The sequence below is a fragment of the Chloracidobacterium validum genome, from assembly GCF_018304825.1.
GTDB lineage: Bacteria > Acidobacteriota > Blastocatellia > Chloracidobacteriales > Chloracidobacteriaceae > Chloracidobacterium > Chloracidobacterium validum.
On the sequence record NZ_CP072649.1, the window covers coordinates 33,603 to 47,568 of the forward strand.

Consider the following 13,966-nt stretch of genomic DNA (forward strand, 5'->3'; position numbering starts at 1 on the left):
CGCCGGGTCGAGGTCTTCAGGCAAGGCCTGGAGCAAGTTAGCGGGTCCGCGCGCCGGCATAGCGGTTGAACACGACCTGGGGACACTCCACGACGCGCCGCTGCTCAAGGCACATTACCAGCCGCACAAACTGCGCCATGCTCCAGGCCAGGGGCGTGGCGCTTCCGGTGCCCTGCCCGATGCGATAACGAGCGTCGGCCGGATAGGTCCGATCCCAGACCTGCTCCGGCAGCATGCCCGCCGGACCGGCAAAGGCCAGCATGGTTCTGGCATAGGGGGTCGCATCCTCGCCGAGCGCAACGGCATACTCGCCACGCTCACCAGTCAGCAGCGGCCACAACCGCCCGATGCCTTTGTCCTGCCAACCGCTGCCGTCGGGGCGTTCGCCGTAGCCATCGTGGTTATACCGATACCAGCCCGGCCCGAGCGGTGTCTCGACCCGGATGACCCGGTCAACGATGCGCAGTGAGCGCATGATTTTGGGATCACTGGCCGGAACAATGCCCAACCGAACGAGTTCGAGGAAGCCAGCATCCACGATGTGGCGTTCGTCATGCAGTCCGCCGCCGTTGTTGATGTCGAGCTTGAAGCCGTCATTCGGATCGCGGTTGTTGTTGATTCGGAAGTAGTAACCGCGCTCGGCTTCGCCTTCGTCCCACGGCCCCGTCGTCGTGTAGCACCACTGCTGGACGCCTTCCGCCCACCGGTCGGCGGTCTGCTCGTAACGGTCGGCATCTTCCATCCGTCCCAGGCGTCGGGCAACGTCGGCAGCGCAAACCAGACCGGCTATTTCGGCGGCAATGGTGGCGGGGGAGTAACCTTCTTCTTCCTCCCAGCGCTCCTGTGGTGTAGCGGGGCCGTGGCGCAACAGGTACTCGGCCGCCGGACGGATGTGCCGGGCGTAGGTGCGTGGGTCGAACCGTCCAAGCTGCCAGGCGAGGATGAGCGGGTACGCCACTTCATCCAACTGGACACTCGGCCAGTAGGGACGCCCATCCAGCCAGCTATTTTGGGGAAAGCTGCCGTCGGCGGATTGCTGCACGAGGAACAGGTAATCAAGCGCGCGCGCGGCGGCTTCCTTGTCGCCGATGGCCAGCCACGCGGTTGCGACATGGTAGAGGTCGCGTGACCAGACGAGATGGTAGCCCCCGGATGTCGGGCGGTCGGCGTCGGCCGCTTCGCCCCACGGAATGCTGAGGCTGGCCACGCCTGCGCCGGGGTAGGTCTTGTCTTCATGCGCCAACAAGGTCATGGCGGCCACGGCAAACTGGGCGCGAAATTCCGGCGCCACGGTGGGCAACCGCGCGGTGAAGCGCTGCCATTCGGCTTCGTAGCGGTCCGTGACGGCGGCAAAGCCGTCCGCCAGCGCGGCCGCGGCGACCTGCGCGGCCGTTTCCGAACGTTCGGCAAAGGCCAGCGCCAGCGTGGTCTGCGGGGCGGCGAGTTGTCCGATCTGGACGACGTTGCCGTTCGCGGCCCGTTGTTCACGGTTATCGAGGCGACCGTCGAGCATGAGGTCGGTCCACCCGTCACTGACGCCGGCGAAGCCGCTGGACACGGCGCTGAACGCGGGTTGCGCCGCCAACGCGACGGCAATGGTTCGGTTGGTCGCGGCATCCCGGTCAAAGGCCACGAGCGTTTTCTCCAGATGCTCCCCGGTGTCACCCAGCCCGCTATTGGCCACGGCCGGGTCGAACAGGGCGAACACGTCATAGGTTCCGCCGTCGAGCGCGATGACCTTGACCTCAATGAGCAAGGCGTCGCGGGTCGGGTCGCAGGCGTAGCGTTTTTCGATGCGCCAGCGCCGGCCGTCACTCGTCGTCTGGGCAAAGGCCAGGGCGTCGTCACGGGTCCGCACGGTGCGGCGCTCGACGGCATCCCGCGATTCACACCCGACATAGCCCGGCCCAACCACGATGAAGTCCAGGGACCGCACGTTGGGCATATCCACCGTTGGGTAATAGACTTCGGTGAGGCCCGTATCCCCTAACGTGAACCAGACGCGCGACCGGCGGCTGACGGCCGTGCCAACGCCGAGTTTGCCGCCGGAAGTCCAGGTGGCTTTCACGCCGGGACGGCCGGGCGCGTCGCCGGGCGCGGCCGCCGGGGGCATCGCCCCAATCGGCGGCATCAGGGAAGCCAGCAGCCATACCACGAGCGCCAAGCTTGCGGCCTTCATTCGTTGTGCTCCTTCATTGGACGTGGTACACGCGATAGCCAAAGGGTTCGACCCGAACCGAAATCGTTTGCGGCTCCAGTTGCCACTCGGTCATCGGCGAGGAACCATGCAGCGCCTTCAAAACCACCGGCCGCCGGATGCGGGCCGGACGAACCAGCGCCAACGGGATGCGCACCTCGGCGGCTTCCCCATCCGCTCCGTTGACGACGACCAAGAGTTTTTCCCGTCCATCGTCACGCAGAAACGCCCACTGTTTGCCCGTCGCAACCAAGTCGGTGTGCTTGCCTTGGCGGAGGGCCCGATGCGCCCGGCGGAGCGCAATCAGGCGTTGCGTTTCCGACCAGATGCGCTGTTCATCGGGCGCGCGCCCGCTCGCAGTAAAAGCATTCGGCGCGGCGTCAAAGCCGCCGGGAAAATCACGCCGGTTGTCTGGGTCTTCGCCGCCATCCATGCCGATTTCATCGCCGGCATAAAGCTGCGGAATGCCCCGCAGCGTCATCAGGAGCGCCGTTGCCAACTGGGCGCGGCGGAGGTCGCCGCCCATGGCGCGCATCAGGCGCGGCACATCGTGATTGCCGACGAAGGTCACATTCATCCGGGCATCGCCGTACAGGGCGTCCTGCCGCAGCACATCGATCAGCGCCGTCACCGGTGCGTCTCCGCCGGCGAAGTTCCGAATGGCGTAAAACAGCGGGAAGTCGAACTGCGACCGGAGTCCGGTATCAATCCCGTCCCAGCCGGTCCTGCCGCCCCGAAAGAAGCTGATGACCTTTGGATCGCCGTGCCAGATTTCGCCGACGGCCGTCAACTTTGGAAAGGCTTCATCAATGGCGCGCTGCCAGTCGCGCCAGAACGACCGGACAACGTAGGGATAGGTATCCACCCGCATCCCGTCGAGGCCGACCTTTTCCGCCCACCAGAGCGCGTTTTGGATGGCATAGCGTTTGTATCGCTCATCTGCGCCGTTGAGGTCAGGCAGGATGCCGGCAAACCAGCCTTCCAGCACGAGGGCGCGCGCTGCCGGGGTGGCTTCCGGGCGAGTCAGCGTCGGGATGTCGAAGTTGCACGTCAGGTGCTGCTCCGGCGTGCCGTTGAACCAAGTCGGCGTCGGCGGTTGGCGTACCCACGGGTGACGCGGCCCGGTGTGGTTTGGGATGACATCCTGAAGCAGCTTCATGCCGCGTCGCCGAACTTCCGCCGCCAGCGTTTGGTAATCTTCGAGTGTCCCAAACCGTTGCTCGATGGCGTAAAAATCCGTCGCGCCGTAGCCGTGGTAATCCTCGCTGGCATCGTCGTTGTCATAGACCGGCGTGAGCCAGATGGCCGTGACACCAAGCTGCTGCAAGTAGTCGAGTTTTTCGATGACGCCGCGCAGATCGCCGCCGTGGTAGGCCCTGGGATTGGCGCGGTCGGCAGCGGGCATGCCTGGCGGCGAGTCATTGCCCGCATCGCCATTGGCGAAGCGGTCAATCATGGCCAAGTAGAGCACGTCATCCGGCGACAATCCGCGAAACGCTGTTGTCCGGGGCAGAGGCGCAAACACCGCCCACGGCACGCCGACTTGTCCATTTGGCGTTGCCAAGCTGAGGCTGACCGGGCCGGGTCGGGCTGCTGGCGTCACGGTCAGTTCGCAGAAGGCGTACCGTCCATCCGGCGATACGTCCACCTTGCCGGGCGTGACGCCAGGCGTGGCGCTGCGCAACCGCGCCTGGGCCAGGCCGTCGCCGGTGATGAGCAACTGGAGGGTCGTCGGGCGGCGCACCGTCGGCCAGTCCGGCGGCTCGACCTTGGTGATGGACTGTCCCCAGATCGGCACGGTCCAGGCTAGCCAAAGGCCCCAGAAGACGGGCAGACGACCCAACCATCCTGTTTGTTTCATGTGCGGTAGAGGCAGCGGCGCGTGGGCGCTCGAGCCACCCACGCGCCTGAAAAGGCTTGCGATTAGAAGGACAGTCGCAAGCCGAGTTGCACCGAGCGGTTCGAGCGGTTGCGCACCGAAAAGATGCGCCCAAAATCACCGCCGAGAAACAAGTTTGGAATACCAAGCTGCGGCTTGTTGAACAGGTTGAAGGCCTCAGCCCGAAACTCCAGATTGACGCGCTCGGTGATAGCGAAACGCCGGAAGATCGAGCCGTCCACGGTTGAGATACCCGGCGACCGCAGAAAAGCGTTGCGTGGGTACTGCTGGGAGGGATTATCCGATGGGGCAAAGGCCGCCGTGTTGAACCACCGGGCCGCGCTGCGCGGTCCGGCGGTCGGGTCTTGCCCTGGCACCAGGCGCGCGCGTCCACCATCCCCACCAAAGACCGAGAAAGGCGTCCCACCTTGCAGGGTCAGGATACCGTTGAACTGGTAGCCATACAGCAGGGCCCGAACTACCCGATTGCTGGCATCCTTGAAAAAGGGAAGGTCATAGTTGAAAGCCAGGGTGAACCGATGGCGCACATCGTAGTCGGCCAGCCCCGGCGCCAGCCCATCCGGGTCCGACGGGGTCGAGCGTCCAGCCCCGCCCGTTCCGGGGAACGGACCCGGCGAGTTGTTGGTGGCTTTCCCAAACGTGTAGGCCGCCAAGTAGCTCAACCCCTTCCACGCCCGCTGATTGACCTTGATCTGGAGCGAGTCGTAGCGCGACTCACCGACATTGGCAATGGTCGTCAGCCGCCGCGTGATTTCGGCATCACCAAAGCCACCGACGGTCGTGACGGCTGTCACGTTGTCGCCGCGCGTGCCGACGTAGGCGACGTGAGCCGCCAGAAAATTCGTCAACTGATACTCAAACGTCACATTGAACTGCTGCACCCGCGTGTTGCGCGTATTGCGCGGCGTGAAGCGAATCTGCGTACCGGGTGGCAAGTTTGGCGAGGCCACATTGATCGGATCAGGCGGCGGGATTGGCTCGCTCAGGCGAACATTCGACCCAGGGCCGTCGAAGCGGAACTGCGTCACGATGAACGGGGGGTTTTGCGTCAACTGGTTGGCGATCCCGCCTCGGTCGAGTGAATAGAAGATACCCCATCCACCGCGCAGCACTGCCCGCCCACTGCCGAACAAATCAAAAGCCGCGCCGATGCGCGGGGCAAAGTTGTTGCGGTCGGTATCCACCAGCGACCGGGAATTCCCATCGCGTCCGGCAAGCAAAATCCGCCCGCTGAACGGGTCGAAGTTCGCCATCCGGTTCCGCAGTTCATAGTACGGCGTAAACAGCTCGTAACGCAGCCCGGCGTTGAGCGTCAGCCGCCGGGTAACGCGCCAGTCGTCCTGGGCAAAGAAACCCATCTCGTAACTGCGCGTGGTCGCGGCGGGAATTTCCGGGTTGGCCGTCGTGGTAAAAGCCGTGCGTCCAAGCAGCATTTGCGCAACTTGATAGCCGGTTTGGCCAAGGCCTGGACTGGCCGGTGGCGGTCCGCCCGGCTGGAACGTGACCACCTGGTCAGAGAAGAAGTAAAAGCCTTTGCTGAAATCGGCCTGCACCGAGCGGATGTTGCGCTGGATGATCGATGCGCCAAACTTGGCCGAGTGATTACCGGCCACCCAAGTTACGGCGTCGGTGAACTGGATCGTTCGCTGGTTCAGGATGAACTCGCCAAAGTCCCCCAGGTATTCCAGAAAGTCGCCATTGCCCCCGCCGATGAGGGAAATGCCGTTGGCGCGCGTCACGCCGTTGATACCGGGGATGCCGAGCTGGCGGTTGAGGTCGGTGCCGAAACCGAGTGGCAGAAACTCGATGTTTTGCTTGACGTAGCCGAAGCGCAGTTCGTTGACGACGTTTGGCGTGAACACGCGCGTATAGTTGCCCATGACGCTGTGGTTGAACTGCCGGTTCGTGCCCGAACCAAAGCCGGTTTGGGCGTTGATGCCGAGGCGGCCCGGGTCGAACTGCGGGTCGTCGGCAATACTGAAGCGCACGAAGACGCTATCGCGCTCGGTGAAGCGATGGTCCAGCCGCGCATCACCACTCTTGAAGTTTTGCCGCTGGAGTTGCCGGTTGAAAAAGTTGAAGCGCGCGCGGTCGGTCAGATCAGGCAGCGGGAAAAAGTTCAGGTATCGCACGGCGGCCGGGTCGAGCCGATTTTGAGGAATGATGTTTCCGGCGAACGGCAACCCGGTCACAGGGTCAAAAATTTGCACGGCCGCGCCAAGACCGGTGAAGTTTGGATTCAACAACTCGCTGAAATCACCCTGGCGCATCCGCGCCGTCGGCACAGTAAAGGTGCGCCCTTCTTCACGTGGCAACCGCTGCCGCAACTGCTGGTAATCCACAAAGAAAAACGTCTTGTCGCGGCGAATGGGGCCGCCAAACGTGCCGCCAAACTGATTCCGAATGAACACCGGCTTGGGCGGGACGAACCCAACGAGGTCGGTCGCGCGCGCGTCCATGGCCGAGTTGCGGAAGAACTCAAAGGCCGACCCGTGAAAGTCGTTTGAGCCAGAACGAATCGTGGCGCTGACGATGGCGCCGCCACCGCGTCCGAACTCGGCCGGGGCGACGCTGGTGATGACGCGAAACTCCTCGATAGCCTCGATGGGTGGGAAAAAGACGATGCTGTTGACAATGGATTCGTTGTTATCAATGCCGTCCAACGTGAAGTTGTTGTTTTGTTCCCGCAAACCGTTAGCCGAAAGCGCGGCGGAGCCAGTGTCACCCTGCCGGAACGTCTCGGCGTTGCCGCCAGAGCCGTCCGCGTTGCTGCCGGGTGTGCCGCGCGTCACGCCGGGAACGAGCGTGGCAAGCTGCGTGAAGTTGCGTCCGTTGATGGGAAGGTCAACAATTTGGCGACCCGTGATCGTTTGTCCGACGGACGAACTCGCCGTTTCAATGAGTGGCGCGCCGGCTGTGACTTCGACCACATCGGTGATGTTGCCGGGTTCGACTTCAACGTTGAGGCTCACCACTTGATTGACGCGCAACACGACATCCGGGCGCGCAAGCTTCTTGAAGTTAGGGGCTGAAAACTCGACGAGGTACGTTCCCGCTTTGAGCACTGGGAACACATAGACGCCATCGGCATTGGTGGTCGTTTCAAGTTTGGCGTTCGTGGCGGTGTCGGTCGCCGTGACGGTTGCGCCGGCGATGACGCCGCCGCTGTTGTCGGTGACGACGCCGGTCAAACGTGCCGTGTCACTCTGCGCCCAGACCGGGCTGGTGAGCGCCACAAGCAGGGACAGAAAAGCGATGCGCCGGCAGGCACGACAGGACATTGCCAGCCAGCCGTTGTCAAGCAACCGGCCGCGGCGCGTGCGTCGTCCGACCCGCGCCAAGTGAGCGGTGGACATAGTGAGACTTCCTCCAAGGAAACAAAGCTCTTGTAACCCGGACAATCCATCCGGTTCAGGGACTAGACATGACCATCCTTTTTCTTACGTATCTTTGTAGAGCGGCCATATCACGCACATCTCTTGGGGCTTGGGGAACCCAGAGCGCGCGTCATAACCATTGACGCTGCGTTACAAGAATGTTAGAGCGTGTGAAAACTTACGAACTATCATGCGCCGTGTCAACCCACCCCCTTGGTTGTTCACAGGAAAAATTTTTATTGTGGACGCTGAGATGCCACTTGGCTTACCGCACCAATGTGCCAACTCAGTTGCGTCCCGACCCGGAGCGTCATGGCATTGTCTAGTGTCCCTTCGCGCCGCCGCTCACTGAGCGACATCTTCACCATGAACTTTGGCTTTCTGGGCATCCAGTTTGGTTGGGGGCTTCAGATGGCCAATATGAGCGCCATTTACGAAAAGCTCGGCGCGCAGCCTGACGAGATCCCACTGCTGTGGCTTGCCGCGCCCATGACCGGTCTTATCGTGCAACCCATCATCGGGGCGCTCAGTGACCGTACCTGGACGCGCCTGGGTCGCCGCCGCCCCTACTTTTTGACTGGGGCCATTCTGGCCAGCCTGGCGCTCTTGGCCATGCCACACTCCCCGGCGCTCTGGGCGGCGGCAACCCTGCTGTGGATACTCGATAGCAGCATCAACATCAGCATGGAACCGTTTCGGGCCTTTGTCGCCGACCGCCTCGATGACGAACAGCGCCCGCTCGGATTCGTCATGCAGAGTTTCTTCATCGGCGTGGGCGCGACCCTGGCCAACGTCCTGCCCTATGTGTTGCGGGAGTGGCTGGCCGTTACCGGGCGCGCGGCCAATGGCGTCCCACTGGCTACGCTCTACGCCTTTCAGCTTGGCGCGGCCGTCTTTCTTGGCGCGGTGCTCGTCACGGTGCTGACCACCCCCGAAGACCCTCCGGCCGACCTGGAAGCCTTCCGGCGCGAGCAGGCCAAAGCCGGATTTTTCGACTGGATAAAAGACATCGGCACCGCGCTAACCAGTATGCCTACCGTCATGACGCGCCTGGCCGTCGTGCAGGTTTTGACTTGGCTAGGGCTGTTTTGCATGTGGCTCTTTTTTGGCCCGGCCATTGCGCGGTCGGTCTTCGGCGCAACCGACCCTGCCGCTCCGGCTTACGACGAAGGCATCAACTGGGGTGGCATCTGCTTTGCAACCTATTCCGTGGTCTGTTTCATTGTCGCCTTTGCGCTGCCACGGCTGGCAGCGCGGTATGGTTGCGGCATGGTTCATGCCGCGTCCCTGACGTGTGGCGGATTGGGATTGCTCTCGACCGGACTCGCCACCAATCGCTACTGGCTATTGGTCGCCATGGTGGGGGTCGGGATTGCCTGGGCCTCGATTCTGGCGATGCCCTACGCCATGCTGGCGCGGGCGCTCCCCGCCCATCGGATGGGCGTCTTCATGGGCGTGTTCAACTTCTTCATCGTGCTGCCTGAAATTGCCGCGGCGCTGACCTTCCAACCCCTGGTCAAGTATGTGTTGGGTGGCAATCCGCTCTACGTCGTGCTGCTCGGTGGGACGAGCTTGTTGGCCGCTGCCGCCGCGACACTGTTGGTCGAACGCCCAACCGTCGCGGCCTCCTACCACCCGGCCTGACCGATGATGGCGGCAAGTTCCGGCTCACACCTGGCCAACCCAGGACGCATCGGCGACCGCTTGCCAGCGGTCACGAATCGCGGCAATGTCGGCGTCCGGCAGCGCCCCGGCCAGGACGTGGCGCGCGTTGGCTTCCCAGCGACCGGGTTGGGTCGTTCCCACGATGGCCGTATGCACGCCCGGCTGCGACAACGTGAAGCGCAGCGCGTGTCCAACCGCCGCGTCCAGGTCCCAGGTGAGAAACGGGTAGTCGAGCTTTTGCAGCCGCTCCCAGTAGGCGTGGTGATAAGGGTCTTTTGGTTTCTGGCCGGTTCGCCAGGCAGCATTCGCCACCGGACGCTTGGCAATGACACCCAGGTGGCGTTCACGGGCCAGCGGCAGCGTCAAGTCGAGAGCTTCCTGGTCGGCAATGCTGATGGAAGTTTGCAGCGTGTCAAAGACGTCCAGCTCAATGGCGAATCTCGCCGCCGCGCCATCTCCGCTGTAGCCGATGTAGCGCGTCCAGCCTTTCTCTTGCGCGCGCTGCAATCCCACGATGGCGTCCCCCTGACGCAGGGTTTCGACGTCGCAGGAATGCAACTGCACGAGATCGAGGTAATCCGTCCGCAGCCGCCGGAGACTTTCGGCAATGTGGCTCAGAACGCCTTCGGTGGACCAGTCATAGTGGGTAAAACCGTCCACGGCGCCGCACTTCGTCAACAAAAAAACATTCTGCCGGCGTCCCTCCAGCGCGATGCCGAGCATGGCTTCGCTTGATTGGTAAGCGGCGGCCGTATCAACCACGTTGAGGCCGGCATCTATGGCGGCCGCCAGTAACGTGGTTACTTGACCCTGCGTCACGCCCGGCGTGAAGCCGATTTCCGCGCCACCAAAGCCCAGGACACTGACGCGCATGTCCGTCCGGCCCAGTTGTCGGTATTCCATCGTTCGTCCACCTCCAATGCGGTTCTACACGGGCTCCGGTCTGGTGAGTTCGACTTCCGTCCATCGTGAAATGCGCACGTCCTCGGCCAACCAGGGCGGGATACGCGCCAGGGCCGCTTGGGTATGCGGCTGCGCAAAGTGGGCTTTGAGGGCCTCGGGGCTGGCCCACCGCTCGATCATCACAAAGGCGGTCGGGTCGTCTTGGGCAACATGCAACACATACGATAGACAGCCCGCCTCCTGCCGGGTTGCGGCAATTAACTCGGCCAGCGCCGTTTGAACGTCCGCGAGGTGCTCTGGTTTGGCGCGGAAGTGCGCCAGCACGGTAACGGGAACTGACATTGCGGGTGGATTCCTTCCTGAAAAAGCTACGACGTGATGTTCGCCGGCTCGTCAGAGCGGTCATCGGCTGCGTTTGGGGTCGCCGGCTGCGGCAGTGGCAGCAAGATGGTAAACGTCGTGCCAACGCCAACTTGGCTCCGCACGGTGACGTTTCCGCCATGCGCGGCAATAATACTCCGCACAATCGAAAGTCCAAGGCCAACCCCTGCCGAGCGATGCTGGAGGGCCTGGCGATAGGGATCGAAAATATAAGGCAACTCGGTTTCGGGAATGCCAACGCCGGTATCGCTGACCTGAATGAGGGCAAACTTGCGCCCCTGCTCGACGCCGCTTCCATGAATGACTTTCGCCGCAAGCACGATACTTCCGCCCTCAGGGGTGTACTTGACCGCATTGGACAGGAGGTTTGTCACGGCCCTCTCAAGCTTTTGACCGTCCACGCGCACGATTGGCAGGTCAGGGGGCAATTCGCTCGTCAGCGTTTGGCGCTTGGCCAGCGCCAGCGGCCTGGCCGTCTGAAGTGCCGTTTCCAGCAGGGTGTGGAGGCTCATTTCAGCAAGTTGCAACTTGAGTTCGTTCGACTCAGCCCGCATCACCTCCAGCATTTCATTGATCATGTGGAGCGTCCGCTCGGCGCTCAGGGATGTGTTGTCCATGATCCCACGGACTTCCTGATCTATCTTGTCTTCCAGCAGCGTCTTGAGCAGCTCCAGCAGCATGGAGATCGAAGCCAGCGGCGCTTTGAGGTCATGCACCAGCATGGCGGTGAAGCGCTGCTTGATTTCGTCCAACTGGCGCAATCGGTCGTTTGCCCCGGCCAGTTCGCGGTTCTTGTGCGCCAGCAGCCTGGAAACTTTCGCCCGCTGGCGGCTCGTGCGCGTCTCGGCTGCCAGTCGGGCCTGCGCGATGCGCGCGCGCATCATCAGCCGCGCGCGGTACGTCCAAGCGCGATAGCCACCCCACAGAAGCAATGTCACGCTCAGGGCGTACCCGGTGTAAGCCCAGGTCGTGCGCCACCACGGCGGCTGAATGTAGAGGTTCACCCGAAGGCCGGCTTCATTCCACACTCCGTCGTTGTTAGACGCTTTGACGTGAATCACCCAGTTGCCCGACGCGAGATCGGCCAGCGTCAGCTCTGGTTGGCCGCCGAGCAGGCGCCATTCCCCATCACGGACTCCAATTCGGTAGGCGTACTGGTTGGCCTCCGGCGCATTGAAATCCAGCGCCGCAAACCGGAGCGTCACGGTGCGTTCGTCTGGCGCCAGTTGCAGCGGCGGACCATCGGGCAGGACGAACCGCGTGCCACGCGCGGTTTGGACGAAAGTGACCACTGGTGGCGGGTAGGGATTATCTTCCAGTTCGTCCGGGGGGAAGGCCGTCACGCCCTGCGTACCGCCAAAAAAGATGATGCCGTCGCGCGTTTTGAGGTAAGCGTAGCGGTTGAATTCTTGGCCTTGCAAACCCTCTTCGGTGCGGTAATGGCGAATGTTGCCGGTTGCCGGATCATACCGGGCCAGGCCGTTGTCGGTGCTCATCCACAAGCGCCCGCGTCGGTCTTCCAAGACGGCATACACGTTGTGATGCGGCAGACCCTGCCGCTCGGTCAGGGCATGAAACCGATCCTGGGCAGCGTCGTACCGAAGCAAGCCCATCCCCTTCGTGGCCAGCCAGAGTTGACCGGCGTGATCGGTGAGAAACGCACAGACCGTCGGGATGCCTGACAGCGGCTTGCCGAGTTCATCTTTCCAGTACCGAAGTTGTCCGTCCGGGCCGAGACGCAACCCCCCCTTGGTCAACCCGATCCACATCGCTCCGTGGGCATCCCGATGGATGGCTTGGATTTCGCCCAGGCCGGTGCGCAAGGGTTCGGGGAGGTCACGCCCGGCGAGCGGCTCGGAAACGGCGCGCCGGTCGGGTGAGATGGTAAACAAGTGGCCACCGGAGCCGACCCAAAGGGAGTGGTCTGTGTCCTCGAAGAGCACAGACACCATCGCCGGCCTGCCATCGCCACCGGGTGGCAGCGGAAAGGAGGTGAATCGTCCGCTGTTCCGATCGAGGCTTTGTAAGCCACCCTGTGATCCCACCCAGAGCTGTCCGCGCCAATCTTCCAGGACGGCCCGAGTGTTGTCGCTCGCCAGCGCGGTTGGATCGCCCGGACGATGTCGGAAATGGCGGATGGTACGGCTTTGACGGTCAAGAACGTTGAGGCCGCCGTACTGGGTACAAACCCACACATTGCCCGCGCGGTCCTCGCACATCCCCCGAATATAGTCGTCGCTGAGGCTCAGTGCCTCCTGGCGGTTGGGATCACTGCGGTATGTTTTGAAGTACCCCGCATAGGGCGTGAGCTTTGAAAGTCCGCGGCGATTGTCGCCCACCCAGAGCACGCCGGAGCGATCGCGCAGCGCCACCTGCGGATCATCGCCCACGAGACTGCGCGGGTTGGCCCGGTTGTAACGGGCGTAATCTATGCTCTTTGATTTGACGTGAAACCGCCCAATCCCCAGGCCAGCAAGACTCATCCATAAAAAGTCTCCGTCTGAGGCGAAATGCACTAGCGCAGAACGTATGGCGTCGTTAGCGCTGCCCTCCACCCGGTACTGCCCGACCAGCCGTCCGGATTGGGCGTCAAACTCGAGCAAGTGCGGTTTTCCTTCCAGAGGAGCCGCGGCGTACACATAACCGCTGGGATGTGCCATCACCGGTAGATCGATCGGGCTAGGAGCATCCGGCACGACGCCAAACACTTCCGTTGCCAGATCAAAAAGCAACAGCCGCCGGCCGGCAGACAGCCAGACCCGCCCGCGCGGATCAACGGTCAGATCGTTGATGAAGGGATTGTTTTCCGTGAACTGGGTGAGGTTCTGCGGCAGGTTGAAGGACTGCGCCGTTTTGGTCCGGGGATCGTATCGCACCAGTGTCGTCCAGCCACCCAACCACAGCCGACCTTGCCGGTCTTCCTCCAGCGTTTCGGGACGCCAGGCGGGTTGGCCGGACAGGATGATTGGCTCTGGAGTGAAGCAATCAGTGGCGTGGTCGTAGCGGCACAGGTGTCCGTCAGTCAACAGTATCCACAGGTCGCCGCCGCTTGCCGCCAGAAGGCGCCGGACAGAATTTGATGGCAGACTGTTCGGGTCGGCTGGGTCATGGCGGTACACCTTGACTTGGCGTCCGTCATAGCGGTTGAGTCCGTCATCCGTGCCGACCCAGAGTAGCCCAAACCGATCCTGGGCCAACGTCCGTATGGCCAGATTCGAGAGCGACGGATTTTGCGCAAAGTGCTGAAAGCGGAGCGCATGCGACCAAGTCGTTGCCTGGCCGGGGGCCAGCCCGCCGGACATCAACCACCAGGCAAGAACAACCAGCCAGAATCCACACTGCCGCCACATAAGGGATAAGCCTGAGACTTCAGATCAATGCCTGACACGAGCCGTCTGGGGGTTGAAACGCAGCCCGATGGTAGCGAGAAAAGCGCTCATCTGTCTATTGACGGATGTCGGCCGGCATTCCAAAGTCTAGCATCCGGTGGTTCCAAGCGCGGGCGCGGCGGACGTGCCGAACGAGCTATGCCAGACCGAGACC

Annotated in this window: 7 protein-coding genes; 1 reads left to right on the top strand and 6 read right to left on the bottom strand. The window is 62.7% G+C overall.

Translation table 11 applies throughout. From position 1 onward, the window contains the following. Positions 1 to 37 precede the first annotated feature (37 nt). From J8C06_RS11300 to J8C06_RS11310, 3 genes are all read right to left on the bottom strand, one after another. Complete coding sequence (locus J8C06_RS11300) at positions 38 to 2,179, bottom strand: glycoside hydrolase family 15 protein (protein ID WP_211430269.1); 2,142 nt, start codon at positions 2,177 to 2,179, stop codon at positions 38 to 40. 13 nt (positions 2,180 to 2,192) lie between these two features. Beyond that, positions 2,193 to 3,995, bottom strand: a complete 1,803-nt coding sequence (locus tag J8C06_RS11305; protein ID WP_211430270.1) for an alpha-amylase family glycosyl hydrolase — start codon at positions 3,993 to 3,995, stop codon at positions 2,193 to 2,195. Between the two features lie 125 nt (positions 3,996 to 4,120). Beyond that, entirely contained in the window at positions 4,121 to 7,453 is a 3,333-nt protein-coding gene (locus J8C06_RS11310; protein ID WP_211430271.1) for a TonB-dependent receptor, read from the bottom strand. A 333-nt stretch (positions 7,454 to 7,786) separates the two neighbouring features. On the opposite strand from J8C06_RS11310, the gene J8C06_RS11315 reads away from it, so the two are divergent. Then, positions 7,787 to 9,118: an MFS transporter gene (locus tag J8C06_RS11315; protein ID WP_246602135.1), complete on the top strand. Its 1,332-nt coding sequence runs from the start codon at positions 7,787 to 7,789 to the stop codon at positions 9,116 to 9,118. Positions 9,119 to 9,142: 24 nt separating this feature from the next. Here the strand turns inward: J8C06_RS11315 and J8C06_RS11320 are convergent, their stop codons facing one another. From J8C06_RS11320 to J8C06_RS11330, 3 genes are read right to left on the bottom strand one after another with little or no spacing between them, the layout of a single operon-like run. Further along, the gene (locus J8C06_RS11320; RefSeq protein WP_211430272.1) at positions 9,143 to 10,042 is read right to left on the bottom strand and encodes an aldo/keto reductase; all 900 of its coding nucleotides are present in this window, start codon (positions 10,040 to 10,042) and stop codon (positions 9,143 to 9,145) included. A 24-nt stretch (positions 10,043 to 10,066) separates the two neighbouring features. Then, complete coding sequence (locus J8C06_RS11325; RefSeq protein WP_211430273.1) at positions 10,067 to 10,384, bottom strand: putative quinol monooxygenase; 318 nt, start codon at positions 10,382 to 10,384, stop codon at positions 10,067 to 10,069. A 26-nt stretch (positions 10,385 to 10,410) separates the two neighbouring features. Next, positions 10,411 to 13,773, bottom strand: coding sequence for a ligand-binding sensor domain-containing protein (locus J8C06_RS11330; protein ID WP_211430274.1), 3,363 nt, complete (start codon positions 13,771 to 13,773; stop codon positions 10,411 to 10,413). Between the last annotated feature and the right edge of the window lie 193 nt (positions 13,774 to 13,966).